12 protein-coding genes and 1 pseudogene are annotated in these 16,934 nt (G+C 66.0%); 8 read left to right on the top strand and 5 right to left on the bottom strand.

Features of this window, described 5'->3' with window-relative positions; genetic code table 11:
• Window positions 1-15: 15 nt before the first annotated feature.
• The 4 genes from ACQPXH_RS02405 (at window position 16) to ACQPXH_RS02390 (ending at window position 2,683) form a co-directional block, all read left to right on the top strand.
• Window positions 16-423 (top strand): TetR/AcrR family transcriptional regulator, encoded by a 408-nt coding sequence (locus tag ACQPXH_RS02405; RefSeq protein WP_433603265.1) that lies wholly within the window; start codon window positions 16-18, stop codon window positions 421-423.
• A gap of 60 nt (window positions 424-483) precedes the next feature.
• Entirely contained in the window at window positions 484-672 is a 189-nt protein-coding gene (locus ACQPXH_RS02400; RefSeq protein ID WP_040686020.1) for a DUF1918 domain-containing protein, read from the top strand.
• A gap of 302 nt (window positions 673-974) precedes the next feature.
• On the top strand, window positions 975-1,433 hold the full coding sequence (locus ACQPXH_RS02395) for an SRPBCC family protein (RefSeq protein ID WP_433600710.1): 459 nt from the start codon (window positions 975-977) through the stop codon (window positions 1,431-1,433).
• A gap of 38 nt (window positions 1,434-1,471) precedes the next feature.
• Window positions 1,472-2,683, top strand: a complete 1,212-nt coding sequence (locus tag ACQPXH_RS02390; protein ID WP_433600709.1) for a low temperature requirement protein A — start codon at window positions 1,472-1,474, stop codon at window positions 2,681-2,683.
• Here the strand turns inward: ACQPXH_RS02390 and ACQPXH_RS02385 are convergent.
• From ACQPXH_RS02385 to ACQPXH_RS02370, 4 genes are all read right to left on the bottom strand, one after another.
• Window positions 2,661-3,509, bottom strand: a complete 849-nt coding sequence (locus tag ACQPXH_RS02385; protein ID WP_433600708.1) for an ion transporter — start codon at window positions 3,507-3,509, stop codon at window positions 2,661-2,663. The two genes, ACQPXH_RS02390 and ACQPXH_RS02385, sit on opposite strands and share 23 nt — an antisense overlap.
• A 57-nt stretch (window positions 3,510-3,566) precedes the next feature.
• Complete coding sequence (locus tag ACQPXH_RS02380) at window positions 3,567-5,189, bottom strand: GMC oxidoreductase (RefSeq protein ID WP_433600707.1); 1,623 nt, start codon at window positions 5,187-5,189, stop codon at window positions 3,567-3,569.
• Window positions 5,190-5,309: 120 nt separating this feature from the next.
• Window positions 5,310-6,887 carry an alpha/beta hydrolase gene (locus ACQPXH_RS02375; RefSeq protein WP_433600706.1) on the bottom strand — a complete coding sequence of 526 codons (1,578 nt, stop codon included), beginning with the start codon at window positions 6,885-6,887 and terminating at the stop codon, window positions 5,310-5,312.
• A gap of 120 nt (window positions 6,888-7,007) precedes the next feature.
• Window positions 7,008-7,775, bottom strand: a complete 768-nt coding sequence (locus tag ACQPXH_RS02370; RefSeq protein ID WP_433600705.1) for a sulfite exporter TauE/SafE family protein — start codon at window positions 7,773-7,775, stop codon at window positions 7,008-7,010.
• A gap of 231 nt (window positions 7,776-8,006) precedes the next feature.
• On the opposite strand from ACQPXH_RS02370, the gene leuA reads away from it, so the two are divergent.
• Together leuA and ACQPXH_RS02360 are read left to right on the top strand one after the other, a co-directional pair.
• Entirely contained in the window at window positions 8,007-9,800 is a 1,794-nt protein-coding gene (leuA, locus tag ACQPXH_RS02365) for a 2-isopropylmalate synthase (RefSeq protein ID WP_433600704.1), read from the top strand.
• A 398-nt stretch (window positions 9,801-10,198) separates the two neighbouring features.
• A complete protein-coding gene (locus ACQPXH_RS02360) occupies window positions 10,199-11,902 on the top strand; it encodes an AAA family ATPase (protein ID WP_433600703.1) in 1,704 nt (567 codons plus the stop codon).
• 344 nt (window positions 11,903-12,246) lie between these two features.
• On the opposite strand, the pseudogene ACQPXH_RS02355 reads toward ACQPXH_RS02360, so the two are convergent.
• Window positions 12,247-13,142 (bottom strand): annotated as a pseudogene (locus tag ACQPXH_RS02355) (LysR family transcriptional regulator).
• Between the two features lie 607 nt (window positions 13,143-13,749).
• Between ACQPXH_RS02355 and ACQPXH_RS02350 the strand changes: the two are divergent.
• Window positions 13,750-14,718 carry an EamA family transporter gene (locus tag ACQPXH_RS02350; protein WP_433600702.1) on the top strand — a complete coding sequence of 323 codons (969 nt, stop codon included), beginning with the start codon at window positions 13,750-13,752 and terminating at the stop codon, window positions 14,716-14,718.
• 486 nt (window positions 14,719-15,204) lie between these two features.
• Window positions 15,205-16,923 carry a hydroxysqualene dehydroxylase gene (locus ACQPXH_RS02345; RefSeq protein WP_433600701.1) on the top strand — a complete coding sequence of 573 codons (1,719 nt, stop codon included), beginning with the start codon at window positions 15,205-15,207 and terminating at the stop codon, window positions 16,921-16,923.
• Window positions 16,924-16,934 lie beyond the last annotated feature (11 nt).

Genomic DNA, 16,934 nt, shown 5'->3' with positions numbered 1-16,934 from the left:
GACCTGTTGACCCAGGTGGGCGGGCGGTTCTACGAACGGTTGACACCGAGCGCGGCGACCATGGCCGACCTCGCGACGGGTCCGAAGACGCGGGCGCATATTGCCGAGTTGATGCGCGAGACGGTCGGTCGCATCGAGGCGTTCCGCACCGGCTACCTGGCCATGCTCGAGCTGCGCCTGGAGGCGACGCGGCGACCGGAGCTGCGGGCGGTCATGACCGAGGCCGTGCGCGCGGATCTCGATTTCAATATGCGCAACCATCTCGAAGCCGAACTGCCCGGCGATGAAAAATCGGTGATTCTGCTGTATCTGGCGCTGAATTGGCTGATCGTGGACCGGCTCACGCTGCCGGGAATCTTCGCTGAGGCACAGAGTCAGGAGCTGATCGAGGCCGCAGTCGATCGACTCGTCGGTAACGAGTGAAACGCCGCGTAGTACGGGGAACCCTTGTGACGCGCGTCACTGTCATTCGATAATGGGGCCATGATGGCGAATGTCGGAGACCGGCTGCTCGTACACGGCCACGTTGTGGGACAGAGTGATCGCCACGGCGAAATCGTCGAAGTCCGTGGGCCTCAGGGCGCACCGCCGTATGTGGTGCGATTCGACGACGGGCACGAATCGCTCGTCTACCCAGGTCCGGACGCGATCATCGAACCAACGCCGCACTGAGCCGCCGCACCCACGGGCCCGCTCCCCGCGGGCCCGTTACCTCCTGCGCAGCCGACGAGGCGAATACATTGCGCACGATCGACTTACGGCCCGCCAGCTGCTACGGCAAGTCCACTCGACCGGCGAAATCGCGATTCGTTCGAAAATACTGAACCGTAACTTGTTCCCGCCGTACATAATCGACCGTGATCCCCCCGAGATATGCGGCCGATGTGGCTTCGGGCACTGCCCGCTCAGTTGACTTGCGAATGTGTCGCTGGGCACAATTTGCCGATGTAGATGGGCGGGGGCGGAGGTATGGAATGCGTACAAAGACCGATATCCGTTTCGTCGTCGACGCCGATCCCGAGCGGGTAATGGATGCACTGGCCGCGGTCGAGATGCTCCCGGAGTGGTCGACCTCCTACAGCGACGCCCGGGTCGCCAGCCGCGACGACGACCTGCGACCGCGCCGGGTATTCGTCAAAGCTGACCTGATGGGCGGCTCGGATCTGCAGGTCCTGGAGTACGAATGGACCGAGACTCGCTCCGCCTGGGATGTCGCCGACAGCACCCGAGGGGTGAAGGGCGGCGGCTGGTTCGAGGTCACCGAGGGCGAGGAGGGCACCGACGTCTGGTACCACGTCGAGCTCTACATCCCGATCCCCGTTCCGGGCATGCTGGTGAGCCGGACCATGCGCCGCTCGAACGAGGCCGTCGTGCAGAACTTCATCGAGTTCGCTGAGGGCTTCACCGAGAACGAGAACTATCAGGCCGTATAGGAACGCACCTGTCGTATTCGGATGCGACGATGTGAACCATGATCGGTTCCAGACGGGCACGCCTGCTGCCAACGGCCGAGGATGCGTCGGTAACTCAGCTCGAGTTGTTCTTCGACCTGGTGCTCGTCTTCGCCTTCACCATGGTCACCGGCCTGGTCGCACACGAAACCAGCGCCAAGAACATGCTGCGCGCGGTGCTGGTACTCGCGGTCATGTGGTGGCTGTGGATCGCCTACTCCTGGCTGGGCAATACGGTGCGTGCGGACGAGGGCATCGCGCGGGTCGCCATGTTCGTCGCGATGGGCGGCGGATTCCTGGCGGCGCTCACCATTCCGGAGGCATTCGACGATGCGCCCGGCGGCTGGTTCGGCCCACTGGTCTTCGCGATCGCGTATCTGATTGTGCGCCTGGTGCATTTGGCCATATACGTGCTGGCCAGCGCCGAGGATTCGCAATTGCGCAACCAGGTGCTGCGCTGGAGCGTCGGTTCCATCACCATCGGAACCACCCTGCTCGTCATCGCCGCCATGACAGCAGGCACGACGCAGATCGTCCTGTGGATCGCCGCGATCGTCGGCGATATGGGATGGACCCTGCTGGCGGGCGAGGACTGGCGATTGAACTCGGCCAGTCACTTCTCCGAACGCTACGGGCTCATCACCATTGTGGCGCTGGGTGAATCGATCGTCTCGATCGGCATCGGCGTTGCCGGACTGCCCATTTCGTGGCCGATCGCGGTCGGATCCCTGCTCGGACTCGCGGTTTCGGGCCTGCTGTGGTGGGCGTACTTCGATGTGGCGGCGCTGTCGGTGGAGCACGAGTTGCAGCACGCGGAGGGCGAGCGACAGATCAAGATCGCCCGAAACTCCTACACCTTCTGGCATTTCCCGATGATCGCCGGGATCATCGGTCTCTCGCTCGGACTGAAGAAGGTGCTCTACTACGTCGGCGACGAATCGGCGCACAGCCTGAAGGACGCACTGTCCGGGATACCGCTGTTCGCGCTGTACGGCGGTGTGGTGTTGTATCTGATCGCATTGGTGGGGTTCAAGCAGTACGCGACCGGGAACGTCACGGTGCCGCGACTGGTGGCTGCCGTAGTGCTGCTCGCGCTGATTCCAGCGGCCTGTGCGCTGCCCGCGCTGGCGTCACTTGGGCTGCTGTGCGGTGTGCTGGTGCTGCTGATCGTCTGGGAGACAAAGCGTTACGCGGCGCCGCGCGACGAGATCAGGCACGCGGCACACGGCTGAGGTGGTAGCGCACGGTCTGTTCATGCGGCGTCGGGCCGTAATTGGACGGCCCGACGCGCACCCCGGCATGCACGGCGTCTCGGATCTGATCCACATTCTCGCGGATCATGTCCGAGACCAGTTCGTCCGTGCGTGGATCCGCCAGCACCTGGAAAACGATCCGAAATGTGGTGTCGGCGATGAGCCGGATGATCTCGTCGTGGAACGGGATGTAGCGGACCCGACCGGCCTGCGGATCGTTCTTGATGAGTTCGAGGATCATCTCGTCCATTTCGGCGCGGTTCTCCTCCAGCGCCGCCGCGATATTGCGGGTGTAGTGGCCCGTGCGCAGCACCTGCGCGACCTCGTCCATGATGGCGATGGTCATGGGGCGCTTGATGACATCGACGATGGTCGTCACGAACCGGTTCACCACCGCGGCGGTCACACGATCACCGAGGGCCCGATCGGCGACCCGGCCGAGGCGGACCGCGATCACCACGATCCGCAGTAACCGGAACCCGCGGAAGAACGGGCTGGTCACCGGGATCATGCCGAGCACTTCGTACCAATAGACGAACGGGAACGTCCACGGCCAGCCCGCGCGGCGCCAGCGCCAGAGGAATTCGGCGGCGAATACCGCGCAGACCGAGTAGTCGAGCACCACGATCACGCGGTAGGTGTACGCGGCGACGTCGAAGAAGCTGACCCAGGTGACCAGCACGACCGAGACGATCGCCAGCGCCAGCATCACCAGGTCCGACCACAGCGCGGGCGGCTTGCGTGGAAAATCCAGCTTCGGTCCGTCGTCGAGGCCGGGCGCGGTCGGCCTGGTCGGTGTTGCCACGTGAGGATCCCTTCGACGCCGAACGGTCCCGCCGACAGTAATACGCGCCGCGCCGGGCTACTTCCCAGCGCGGATGATCGCCTCGATATTGCGTTCGGCCAGTGCGGTAATGGTGAGCGAGGGGTTGACCGTGCCGGTGCTGCCCGGGATGGCCGCACCGTCCATCACGTACAGGCCTGGATGACCGTGCACGCGACCGTTGCCGTCGGTGGCCCGCCCGAGCACCGCACCGCCCAGCGGGTGCGCGGTGAACAGCGCGTTCGCGTCGTAACCGAGTGCGCCGTATTCGACGAGAGCATTGGAGCGTTCGGCGATCCGATGATCGACCGCGCGGGCGGCCGCCACGACATCGTCACGGTTCTTGGCCGACCAGGACAGCCCGACCGTATTGCGGGCGCGGTCATAGCCGAAGCGCGCACGGGCCGGATCGAGCACCATGCCCAATGAGGCGAGCGCGCCGGTCTCGAACGGAATGCCGGGGATGTACCAATTTTCGAGCGTGAGCGGCACTGCGGATTCGTCGAGGATCCGGCTCGCGCTCGGCACGCCCTGTCCGAAGCCGGCCAATTGACTGGCGCCGCGAGCCAGCACCACGTCACCGTTGGTGCCCCAGCCGTCGCCGATGTGCTCGTTGAGGTTCGGCAGTGCGCCGGTGGCCTGGGCCCGCACCAGTAGCTCCGAGGTGCCGACCGAACCCGCGCCGAGGAACAGTCGGTCGCAGGTGAGGGTGCGGGTGCCGATCACATCGCCGGTCGGCGAAAGTTTTGTCACGGTAACCGAATAGCGGCCGCCGGATTCCTGCGCGATGGCGTCGACGCGGTGCCCTGGATAGACGGCGGACTTTCCGGTGTCCTCGGCGTAGCGCAGGTAGTTCTGGTTCAGGTCGAACTTCGCGCCGTTGGAGTTGCCGAGATTGCTGCGCGCAACCGTCGCGGAAGGCCTTGTGGTGCCGGCGATTTCGCCGCGCAGCACATCCCAGTTGAAGATCGAGTCATTGGCCACCGGCTGATAGCCGGCCCTGCGCACCTGCTCGTCCCAGGCCCGGGAATGTGCGAACGGCGAAGCGGCGTACAGGTCCGCCGGAATAGGGCTGAGCCGCAACATCTCCCGCACGCGCGGGTAATAGACGCGCTCCATTTCGCCGTAGTCGACGGTGCCGCCGAAGACGTGGTCGAAGAAGCGGCGCTCGGGCGCGACCATCGCGCCGGAGAAGATCACCGAGCCGCCGCCGACCGCCGCCGACCGCCACACATCGATGCCCGGGTACTGGGTGCAATCGAGCACTCCGCCGAAGTTGGCGAAATGCGTCGGCACCTTGGTGACGCCGGTGAAGTTGGTGCGATGCCAGAAGCCGCGGCCGTCGGGCAGATCGTCACCGGTGAAGATCTCCCGCCACGGATCGTTCGGCCAGCGCGAACCGCGCTCCAGCACGGTATTGGCGATGCCGGCCTCGGCCAGGCGCAGTGCGGTGACCGAAGCGCCGAAGCCGGAGCCGATGACGATCGCGGGTGAATGTTCGGGCGGATCGGGAAGTGGCGCAAAGATTTCCGGGACCCACATGCGGAAAAGGTTGTCCCACATCGGATCTGCGGCATCGGCTGTCGCCCTGCCCAATACGCTACCCGCGACACCCAGCATCGCGGCTGCACCGGCTGCCTTGAAAAAGGCACGTCTATGCACCCGGGCCACCTCCCTCATCACGCATGGCCGAGCGCAGACTACCGGGATTCGGGAGTCCTGAACAGTGGTAGTGGCCGGAATGCGGACGATCTTGGTCGAGTGGTTTCCGGTACCGGCGTTTCAGTCGGCGAACGGGGGCCTGTCCGGCTTGCAGGTAGCGCCGGGCGCGGGGAGTTGCAGGTCCACGAGGTAGTGCTCCTGGAGCCTGCCCGCGCAGTCGCTCACCACCAGGTGTCCGTAACCGCCCTCGATGATCACCAGCCTGGCATTGACCAACTCCTGCTGCGCCCTGCGTGCGGCCGTCAATGGGGTGACCGGATCGAAGCGGTTGTTGAACAGCAGCGCGGGCTTATCCGAACGCAGAATCCACGGACCGGTGATGCGCTGCGGATATCCCTCGGCCGATGCGGGCCAAGCGCCGCAGGCCTGTCGCAAGTAGAGCCACATGGCACCGTAATGCGGTGCGACACCGGCGAGTTCGTCCGCCATGGCGGGCCATTGCTCCGGTTCGCGGCCAAACCTGTTGTCCGCGCAGGAGATTGCGGTGAAGGCGTCGAGGAAATCCTCGGTGAACCCGCCCGCATCCAGAATCTGTTGTACGACATCTGGATTGCCCGCCGGGCCGCGCTCCAGTTCGGTGAGCAGTTCGGCCAGTGCGGGCCAGCCCTCCTTCGTGTCGTAGAGCATGGTGGCGTGCGCGGGCAGCACCTCGGTGAGGGTTACCGCGCGGGCGCGCTCACCCTGGCCGACCACGATGGGTCCCTGGCGCAGCCGGTCCATAACGGCGTCGTTGCGGACGCGCAGCGCGGCGGCATCGGTTTTGGTCGGGCCCGCGAATACGCAGCGCGGTTGTCCCGCTTCGGCACACAGCCGCAGGAACTCCGCGAGCACCGCTTCGGTGCCCGCCGCGGAGTCGGCGATCTGGGCGCGCGAATCGTTGGTGTAGGCGTCCGGGTCGATCATCGAGCCGAGTTGCAGCGCGCGAACCCGGTCGCCGAACATCGCGCCGTAGACCTCGCCCAGATAGCTCGCGTAGGAACCGCCCGTGTAAGTCATCGTCGCCTCGCCGACCGCGCGGCGCAGCAGGTCGAGATCACGCGCGGCATCGACGGTAGTCAGGTGTGGCAGCAGCTCCGGGCTGTGCGCGGCGCAACCGGCGGCCAGGTCGCGGGCGCTGCGCGCGGCCGCGGCCTCTTGTTCGGCATTCGCCGGCGGGAGCCGGATGGCGGACCAGAACCGGTGCTGCTCTTGGGAATTCGCGAAGCAGCGTACCTGACCGCTGCGGCCGATACCGCGCTGATCGAAGGTGATCACATCGAATCGGCGGGCCACCTCACCGGCCGACAACGCACCGTGGCTCGCCCAATTGAAGCCCGAACCGCCGGGTCCACCGACCGCGCTGAACAGGGTGCCGATGCGACGGTCCTTATCCGCGGCCGGCTGTTTGACGACGGCCAGCGAAAGCGTCGCACCGTTGGGCTGCGCGTAGTCGATGGGGACCGCAGCCGTCGCGCACTGATATTTGCTCAACTCCGCTTCGTGGCACTGCGCCCAATCGAGTTTCGGGGTCGGCGCCGCATCGGCCTGCGCAACCAGTTCGACGACCTGCGTAACCGCAGCACTGTGCCGAGAGCACGAAACCAATGACGGCACCAATACGGCCGCCAGTGCCAACCCGACGATCTTCCACCCGCGCATACCGATCATCCTGCGTTGCGGACCCGACCGCCGTCGTCCTCCTTTGGGACCAATCCAGCTGCGTGACAAGTGGGACCGCACTAGGGGTTTCGCATCTCGAGTGCCACATACATCCTTCGTCTACGTCATCAACAGTCGGACGACGGCAATGCTGCCCACCACGACGATCACCGCACGCAATGCGGTGGGCGGCATCCGTCTGCCCATCTTCGCGCCGAGTACACCGCCGATGATCGAACCGACCGCGATCAGCGCGGCAACCCGCCAGTCGACATCGGCGATCAGGGTGAACACCACCGCGGAGACCGCGTTCACCAGCAGACCGAGCACGTTCTTCACCCCGTTGAGCCGCTGGATGTCCTCGTGCACGAACACCCCGAGCAGCCCGATCAACAACACACCCTGGGCCGCGCCGAAATAACCGCCGTAGATGCCGCACAGAAATATCGCGACGTACAGGATCAGGCCGCCGTGCTCGGGCGCCGGACCGCTATCGGCGGCGCGGCGCTCCTTCACCCAGCGCGCCAACCGCGGTTGGACCACGACCAGGATCAGCGCCGCGATGATCAGCACCGGCACGATCGCCTTGAAGGCCGCGGCGGGCAGAATGAGCAGCAGGATCGCGCCGGTGGTGCCGCCGAGCAGGGACGCGCTGCCGAGCCGAACCAACCTGGCCCGCTGGCCCTCGAGTTCGCGACGATAGCCGTACGCCCCGCTGACGCCCCCGGGGACCAGACCGATAGTGTTCGAAACATTGGCCGTGACCGGCGGAATACCGAAGGCGAGCAGCGCCGGGAAGGTGATCAGCGTGCCCGATCCCACGATGGTGTTGATGCCGCCCGCCGCGATGCCCGCGCCGAAGACCGCCAGTTGTTCCAGCCAAGTCATATGAACCTACCTCCAGCTGGTCGGAACGCTAATCGTTACGTCGGATGACCGGACGATGGGGACCGGGCTTTCAACAGTGCGCCGGGGCACGGTAAACTCGCCGACATCATGCAGCGGGCACTTCTTCTCGGCCGCCGCGGCGGGGTCTGATCGGACTGGCCTCCCGTCGCGGGGTTCTGCCGTGCCGGTCGACCCGATAACTGGGATCAACCACACCCTGGAGAAAATCGCATGTCCCCTGCTGACGCATTTGTATCCGGCTCGCGCACCATTACGGCACCGAGCAAGCCCGCCCCTGCCGACCAGCCCGCCTGGAACCGGCAGAAGAACTCCTCCATGCCAACCTTCCGCTACCGGCCCTTCGCGGAGGAGGTCGAGCCGATCACGCTGCCCGACCGCACCTGGCCGGACAAGATCATCGACCGCGCACCCGGCTGGTGCGCCGTCGACCTGCGCGACGGCAACCAGGCCCTGATCGACCCGATGAGCCCGGCCCGCAAGCGCCGCATGTTCGACCTGCTGGTGCGGATGGGTTACAAGGAGATCGAGGTCGGCTTCCCGTCGGCCAGCCAGACCGATTTCGACTTCGTCCGCGAGATCATCGAGGACGGGGCGATTCCCGACGACGTCACCATCCAGGTGCTGACCCAGTGTCGCGCCGAACTGATCGAGCGCACCTTCGAGGCGTGCGCCGGTGCGGCCAACGCGATCGTGCACTTCTACAACTCGACCTCGGTCCTGCAGCGGCGTGTGGTGTTCCGCGCGGACCAGGCGGCGGTGAAGAAGATCGCGACCGATGCCGCGACACTGTGCCTGGAGGTCGAGCAGCGCTACCCGGACACCAACTGGCGTTACGAGTACAGCCCGGAGTCCTACACCGGCACCGAGCTGTCCTACGCCAAGGAGGTGTGCGACGCGGTCACCGAGATCATCGCGCCCACCCCTGACAAGCCGATGATCATCAACCTGCCCGCGACCGTCGAGATGGCGACCCCGAATGTGTACGCCGATTCGATCGAATGGATGAGCCGCAACCTGGCCCGCCGCGATTCGATCGTGCTGTCGCTGCATCCGCACAACGACCGGGGCACCGCGGTGGCCGCCGCCGAACTGGGCTATCAGGCCGGTGCGGATCGCATCGAGGGCTGCCTGTTCGGCAACGGTGAACGCACCGGCAATGTCTGCCTGGTGACGCTGGGGATGAATCTGTTCTCCCGCGGCGTGGATCCGCAGATCAACTTCTCCGATATCGACGAGATCCGCCGGACCGTCGAATACTGCAACCAGCTGCCGGTGCACGAGCGCCACCCCTACGGCGGCGACCTGGTCTACACCGCGTTCTCCGGTTCGCATCAGGACGCGATCAACAAGGGTCTGGATGCGATGAAGGCCGCGGCCGACGCCGCCGAATCCGATGTCGACGACATCGTCTGGGAGGTGCCGTACCTGCCGATCGACCCGAAGGATGTGGGCCGCACCTACGAGGCCGTCATCCGGGTCAACTCGCAGTCCGGCAAGGGCGGCGTCGCCTACATCATGAAGACCGATCACGGGTTGGTGCTGCCGCGCCGGCTGCAGATCGAGTTCTCCCAGGCGATCCAGAAGATCACCGACGGTGAGGGCGGCGAGGTTTCGCCCAAGGAGATGTGGGACGTCTTCGCCGACGAATACCTGAGCCCGATCCGGCCGCTGGAGCGGATGCGCCAGAAGGTCACCGCCTCGGAGACCGACGGCGGCGTGGACTCGATCACCGCGGTGGTCAAGGTCGACGGCGTCGAGCAGGAAGTCACCGGCGCGGGCAACGGACCACTCGCCGCATTCGTCGACGCGATCGCGACGGTCGGATTCGATGTGCGAGTGCTGGATTACTCCGAGCACGCCATGTCCGCGGGCGACGACGCGCAGGCCGCGGCGTACGTGGAGTGCGCGATCGGCGACAAGGTGGTGTGGGGTGTCGGGATCGCCACATCCATTACAACCGCGTCGCTGCGAGCCGTGGTCTCGGCGGTAAACCGGGCGCACTGAGCCAGGCACCCGCCTAGGATCAAGATCAGGCGTCACTGGTGGCGGAAGCTTCTCGGGCGATGCCGCAGGTGCCACCTGATCTTGATCGCACGTTTCGTGTGTGGGGGTGGGGAGTTGGGGTGGGTCTGGGGATTGTGGGGCCTGGGTGTGGGGTGCGGAGTACGGTGGGGATCGGGTACACGTGGATGACAATTTTGTTGCGGACTCGGGTGCCCGGCTCTCGATCTTGCTGTTGGACAGTGCTTTCGAGTTAGCTGCACGAAGCGGCTGGTCGCGGTGTGTCATTCGGCGCGGCGGCCGTGTATACCACGGCGCGGGGGCCAGTACCCCGTGCTAGCGTTGATTCGCACTTCAAGCGCCGAGCTCTCTGCTCGAATTCCCGAGCAGATGGGGGAACTGTGACAACTAACGACCACAACCCGACTTCTCCGCCCTGGCTGCAGAGTCATTCGTTGGATACGGCCGAGGTCACCACCGACTCCTCGGCGCCGGACGAAACATCCGAATCCGTACCCGTCGACGCGGAGCCCGCGACCGACGAGCACGATGCCTCCGAGGTCACCGAACAGCCCGATGAGTCCGAACAGTCGGAGCCGGGACAGTTCACCGGATACCCAGGCGGGCCAACAGATCAGAACAGTTACCCGCAGGCCGGGGTTCCGCCGCAGCAGCAGTACGGGCCGCCCGAAGGATTCACGCCACCCGGATCGCCGTTCAACACAGGTCAATTCGCGCAGCCGTATCAGCCGAGTCCCGGCCAGAGCGGTAACCATTCGGTGCAGCCCGAGCCGTCATATGGCGAATACCGCCAGGAGATCGGGCCCGATGGGCTGGTCCGGCGGGTCCCGGTGGAAAGTCCGGCCGAGCCGCCGATCTACAGTTGGGCGCCGCCACCACCGGTGCAGCAGCCGATGTATCAGCAACCGCCCGTGGGGCAACAGCCTCCGATGGGGCAGCCGCCCATGGCGCAGCAACCGCTGCCGTATGCCGAACAGGGGCCGGGCACCGGTCTGATGCCGTATGGCGAGCAAGGGCCGGGCACCGGGATGGTGCCGTATACCGAACAGGGGCCGCCGCCGGGATGGCAAGGCGGCCCGCCGAATACGCAGCAGCCGTTCCAGCCCCAGCATGTGCCGCAGCCGGGACAGCCGGGACATTCGGTCAATGACCTGAACCTGCTCAAGCGGGCGCGCAAAGCGCCGCGCAGCGGTTGGCGACGCGCGGTGCACAAGGCCTCCGGCGGCATGATCAATCCGGGTGAGTCCGCGGCGGATGTCGTCTTCCGCGATCTCGTCGACCGGGTGAACCAGCCGGTGCGCGGGGACTATCGGATCGCGATCCTGTCGCTGAAGGGCGGCGTCGGCAAGACCACGACAACCGTCGGGCTCGGATCGACGTTCTCCTCGCTGCGTGGTGACCGGGTCATCGCGATCGATGCCAATCCCGACCTCGGCACGTTGGCGCATCGGGTGCCGCGGCAGACCCGCTCCACCGTGCGCAATCTGCTCGAGGATCACCACATCACCAGGTACTCCGATGTCCGGGCGCATACATCCCAGGCGCCCAGTCGACTGGAAGTGCTTGCCAGCGAACAGGATCCGGCGGTTTCCGAAGCCTTCAGCGAGGCCGACTACCGCCAGGCCATCGGCATTCTGCAGTCGTTCTACAACATCATCCTCACCGACTGTGGCACCGGTCTGATGCATTCGGCCATGGCCGGTGTGCTCGATATGGCCAGCTCGCTGGTGCTGGTGACCTCACCCGCCATCGACGGCGCCCGCAGCGCCTCGGCCACCCTGGACTGGCTGGACCACCACGGCTACGGCAAGTTGGTCGAGCGAACGGTGGTGGTGGTCAACGCATCTCGCCGCGGCGCCTCCACGGTCGACCTGGACCAGCTACGCAAACTGTTCCTCGACCGCACCCGCGCGGTCCAGGTGGTGCCCTTCGACGACCACCTCGCCGAGGGTGCGGAGATCGATCTGGAACTGGTGAGCAAGCCGACCCGGCGTGCCCTCCTGGAACTGGCCGCCATGGTCGCCGACGATTTCGGCTACATCGGCTCCCCACAGTACCGGCCCGGCCCACCCCGACACCACTAGCATTTCGAAGCCGCTGCCCCGAGCGAGTTGTCCGGGGCGTGGACAAGGTTCGACAGCCGATGGATTCCGACCTGGCACTTCCGGTGCACTCGCGTCCGAGGCCCGCCGCCATGCCCGAGAATTCAGCTGGCACAGACCGTTTGGCACCCTCGCATACGTTGCAACCTATGTGACGGTGCCACGCGGTCTGCGCCAGCGATTCCGCCTGTCTGGCATCTCATCTGGATGGCGCGTTGAAACTGGCGCCATGTCTCGGGAATTGAGAGGGGGGCGACCGCTCGGGGACTCCGCGTAGGTTGCGACCCGAGGGACGGTGCCGTGCGGTTTGCGTCGGCGGCGGGGGGTTATTCGGCGGTTATTTCGGCTGCGGCGGTGCTGAAGGCTTGCAGGACGGTGGCTATCGCCGGGCGGGTGGCGGATTGGGGCGGGTGGCGAGTTCGTACAGGCGGGCGGCGCGCACGCCGGACAGGCGTAGCACGGCGAGGTTCGGGTGCACGACGGCCCAGCGGGGCATGAGAGCGACGCCGTAGTTCGCGGCCACGAGCGTTTCGATGACGCGGAAGTCGTTGAGGCGCTGGGCAATACGGGGTTGCACCCCGGTCATGGTCGCGATGGAGCGCAGCACGTCGTCGACCGGGAAGCCGCCGCGGACGCTGAGCCAGGTCTCCTCGGCGAGTTCGGCCGGGGTCACCTCGGTGCGGGTCGCGAGCGGATGGGTCGGTGCGACAACGACATCGGTGGGTTCGCGCATGATGACCGTGGTGCTGACGCGAGGGCCCGCGATACCGGATGAGCGCTCGTCGCGGTGGGTGAGGACGATGTCGTAGTCGGCCAGCAGCCGCGGCACTTCACTCGGCGGCAGGTCCTCGTCACGGGCGACGACCTCGACACCACTGTCGGCCAGCGCGGGCAGCACCCGCGGCAGTAGCAGCGCCGCACCGGACGGGAACAGCGCGACCCGGACCCGACCACGCGCGGACCCGCGATAGCGCGCCATCTCGGCCACCGCACGGTCCATCGCGGCGAGCACCTCGTCAGCGCGCACGACAAGCGCGTGCCCCGCATCGGTCAGCCGAACCCGGCGCCCATCGGGTTCGAGCAACGCGACACCCGCCTCCTTGGCAAGCACCTTGAGCTGCTGCGATACCGCCGAAGGAGTCATCGAAAGCGCCTCGGCCACAGCCGCGATCGTCCCGCGATCCGCGAATTCCCGTAGCACCCGCAGCCGCTCAACCGCCATCGGCGGCCCAACCCGCACGTCCTCAGGCGGCTGCGACATGCGCCGCTCCAATAGCCGATAGCGAACCTTCGATCGCTGCCATCCCCGCACCACCCGATCGCGCACCCACTGCACGCGCCGACACCCCCAACGAAGGCAACGCCGCGACCCAAGCCATAACCGTCAGCCACGCCACGGCATACGCCGCCCCTACGCTCGGTAGCGAACTTGCGATCCCTACCGTCCCCGCACCACCCGATCGCGCACCCATAGCACGCGCCAACACCGCCAACGAAGGCAACGCCGCACGAGCCATAACCGTCAGCCACGCCACGGCATACGCCGCCCCTACGCCCGGTGGCGATACTGCGATCCCTGCCATTCCTGCGCGGCCCGATCGCTCAGCCGCAGCTTGTTCCGACATTGCGGCCGGCGGTGAGGCTGCGGCCTCGGTCGCAAGTGCTGACACCGACGCCGCGACAGCGCCGCACTCGCCGGTGTTGCCGACCGATCGCGCGGCGTCGGGAGTCAGAGAGGGGCGGCTGCCGAAAACCATTAAGCGATGCTACATTAATAGTGCATATTTATTCGATTGTTCTTATTGGTTTCATTACCGACGATAAAGAACATGACCAATCGCGACCGCTTGCTCGGCCTTACCGTTGTCCTGCTCTGGGGGCTGAACTTCATTGCTATTCGGGTGGGGCTGGACCACTTTCCGCCGTTCTTCTTCGCTGCGCTGCGGTTCGTGGTGATCGCGGTGCCGGTGCTGGCGTTCGTGCCGCGACCGAAGGTGCCGCTGCGGTGGTTGCTGCTGTATGGGATCGGGTTCGGGATTCTGCAATTCGCGTTCCTGTTCACCGCGATGCGCGTGGGCATGCCGACCGGGTTGTCCTCGCTGGTGCTGCAATCCTCCGCGCCGTTCACGGTTGTGCTGGGTGCGCTGTTTCTGCGGGAGCGGTTGCGGGTGACACAGTTGCTCGGCATCGGCGTCGCCGTGGCGGGCATCGTGGTGATCGGGCTCGATCGTGCACAGCATGCGGCCCTGTTGCCGGTGCTGCTGACGCTGGCGGGCGGGCTCGGGTGGGCCTTCGGCAATGTCGGCTCGCGTTTGGCCACGGCATCCGGCGAGGTCAACCCGCTGCATCTGACGCTGTGGATGACGGTTGTGCCGCCGATCCCGATGTTCGCGCTGTCCGCGTTCATCGAAGGGCCGACGACCGGCCTGCACGCGTTGACCGACGTCACGTCCCCCGGCGGCTGGCACGCGCTGCTCGGCCTCGCCTACATCGTCGCGCTCGGCACCATCGCGGGCGCGGGTCTGTGGACCTACCTGATGAGCCGGTACCCGGCGAGCACGGTCGCCCCCATGTCCCTGCTCGTCCCTGTGGTCGGCATCCTCGCCGCCTGGGCCGCCTTCGGCGAGGACCCGACACCGCTGTCACTGCTCGGCGGAGCCATCGTGATCGCGGGCGCGTTCGCGGCGACGAAGGCTGGACGTCGCGATGCGAATACCACAGCGGCGGAACCGATTTCCCCCGCTACCCTGGCACCGGAGCCAACCCACGGCAAACAACCCCGACTGGTGGACGCCTGAGCCGACCGCCATGGACTCGCCACAGCAGCGCAACCGACCCCGACCGTCCCCCGGCACCGGAGCCAACCCTAGGCAAACAACCCTGGTTCGTACGGCCCAGAGCCATCGCGCAGGTCCATTTCCGTCTCGCCGACACAGCGTGCGATAAACAGCCCGGCTCAGCCGTACGCGATTTACCTGCCCCTTTTCGCCAACACCGCCATAACGATCGCCTGACCTGCGAAGTTTGCGTATCAACCCGGTTCCAGAAACCAACTCGACCCGGTCACACGCCCGGTAGTGTCTGCCCCGCTGTATTCGTGACCTGGTCGAATGCGAGGCCGACCGGGTCCGGCGGCGGTAGGGGTGGGTCGGCTCATCCGCAAGCAGTCGCTTTACAGTGTTCGGCGGCGGTAGAGATCGGTCCAAAGGCTTAGAGCAAAGAAGCGCATGGCACATCAACGGTGGACCGTTTCGCGAAGAACGATGCTTCGCGGCACGGTTGCGATGGGGGCAGGAACGGCGGCGGCGCTGACGGCCGGTGGGCTGAGATCGGCGCCTGCCGCGGGTAGTCCCGGCGGCGGGCGGGTCGCGGTGCTCGGCGGTGGGGTCGCGGGATTGACCGCGGCGCACGAATTGGCCGAGCGGGGGTTCCAGGTCACCGTATTCGAGAGACGTGCGCTCGGGGGCAAGGCGCGCAGTATTCCGGTACCGGGCAGCGGGTCGGGCGAACGGCCGGATCTACCCGGTGAGCACGGCTTCCGCTTCTTTCCCGGCTTCTATCAACACATTCCGGACACCATGCGGCGAATTCCGTTCGCGGGCAATCCGAATGGCGTTTGGAATAATCTGATCGGCGTGCCGGAGGCGCGTTTCGCCCGCCGCGGCGGCGATGATTTCCGACTTCCCCTCGGCCCCAAGGCCCGCACGAATTTCACTCCGGACGCGTTCCGCGAAACGGTGGGCGCGGCAATCGCGACGGCCCTGAAAATGCCCGCCGAGGAAGGCGCCTACTTCGCCGATCGCCTGCTGGTATTCAACTCCAGCTGCGATGCCCGGCGGTTAGGGCAGTGGGAGCACACCTCGTGGCGTGATTTCGTCGGCGGCCACCAGCGCTCCCACGAATTCCGTGCCCTGCTCTCGCGCACATTGACCAGCATCATGGTCGCCGCGAAGGAGGATGTCGCCAGCGTCCGCACCATCGGCACCATGGGCGAACAGTTCCTTGGCAACCCCTTCGAAATCGGCAACGACGGCGCGCTGGACCGGGTGCTCAACGGCCCGACCAATTCGGTATGGATCGATCCATGGGTGCGGCGACTGCACGACCTCGGCGTGCAATTCGCGGTCGGGGCCGAAGTACGCGGACTGGAGGTGCGCGATCGGCGGATCGCCTCGGCCCGCATCGTCGATGAAAACGGCGCACAGCGCAGCATCGACGCCGACTATTTCGTGGTCGCGCTGTCCGCCGAACGAGCCCGCGCGCTCTGGTCGCCCGACGTACTCGAGGTGCGCCCGGAACTGGCCGCGATGGATCGCCTCTTCGTCGACTGGATGAACGGAATCCAGTTCTATCTGCGCAGGCCGATGGATATTTCACACGGTCACACCGCCTATATCGATGCACCGTGGTCGCTGACCTCGATCACCCAGAATCAGCTGTGGACGCGCAAACTCACCGAATTCGGCGACGGCACAGTGCAGGACTGCCTCTCGGTCGATATCTCCGACTGGAACTCCCCCGGCATGCTCTACGGCAAGCCCGCCAAGGAGTGCACGCACGAGGAGATCGCGCGCGAAGTGTGGGCGCAACTGCGGGCGCATCTGAACGACCGCGACGACCTGTTGCGCGATGCCGATCTGCATTCCTGGTTCCTCGATCCGGGCATCAGCTGGCAGGAGTCCCAGCGGCGCAATGCCAATGCGGATCCGCTGCTGATCAATTCCGCCGGATCGTGGGAGTGCCGGCCGGAGGCCAACGGCGCGCTCGAAAACCTGTTCCTGGCAGGCGATTACGTGCGCACCAATGTCGATCTGGCAACCATGGAGGGCGCCAACGAATCCGCGCGCGACGCGGTCAATGCCATTCTCGACGTTTCGGGTTCGAATGCCGAACGCTGCCGCAAGTTCACCCTCTATCGCGCCACCGAACTGGAACCGCTGCGCCGCATCGATGCCGACCGCTATGCCGCGGGCCAGCCGAACCTGTTCGACCTGCGCCTGTGATCGATCTCCCT

Origin of the sequence: Nocardia sp. CA-135953 (genome assembly GCF_050955735.1) — a bacterium.
In the GTDB taxonomy this organism is placed as follows: domain Bacteria; phylum Actinomycetota; class Actinomycetes; order Mycobacteriales; family Mycobacteriaceae; genus Nocardia.
The sequence above is the reverse complement of the archived record's forward strand: the minus strand, read 5'-3'. Positions and strand labels throughout refer to the sequence as shown.

Coding starts and splice junctions, on each gene's coding strand:
- ACQPXH_RS02400 (WP_040686020.1), top strand. CDS start 484: ATGATGGCGAATGTCGGAGACCGGCTGCTCGTACACGGCCACGTTGTG.
- ACQPXH_RS02395 (WP_433600710.1), top strand. CDS start 975: ATGCGTACAAAGACCGATATCCGTTTCGTCGTCGACGCCGATCCCGAG.
- ACQPXH_RS02390 (WP_433600709.1), top strand. CDS start 1,472: ATGATCGGTTCCAGACGGGCACGCCTGCTGCCAACGGCCGAGGATGCG.
- ACQPXH_RS02375 (WP_433600706.1), bottom strand. CDS start 6,887: ATGCGCGGGTGGAAGATCGTCGGGTTGGCACTGGCGGCCGTATTGGTG.
- ACQPXH_RS02350 (WP_433600702.1), top strand. CDS start 13,750: ATGACCAATCGCGACCGCTTGCTCGGCCTTACCGTTGTCCTGCTCTGG.
- ACQPXH_RS02370 (WP_433600705.1), bottom strand. CDS start 7,775: ATGACTTGGCTGGAACAACTGGCGGTCTTCGGCGCGGGCATCGCGGCG.
- leuA (WP_433600704.1), top strand. CDS start 8,007: ATGTCCCCTGCTGACGCATTTGTATCCGGCTCGCGCACCATTACGGCA.
- ACQPXH_RS02345 (WP_433600701.1), top strand. CDS start 15,205: ATGGGGGCAGGAACGGCGGCGGCGCTGACGGCCGGTGGGCTGAGATCG.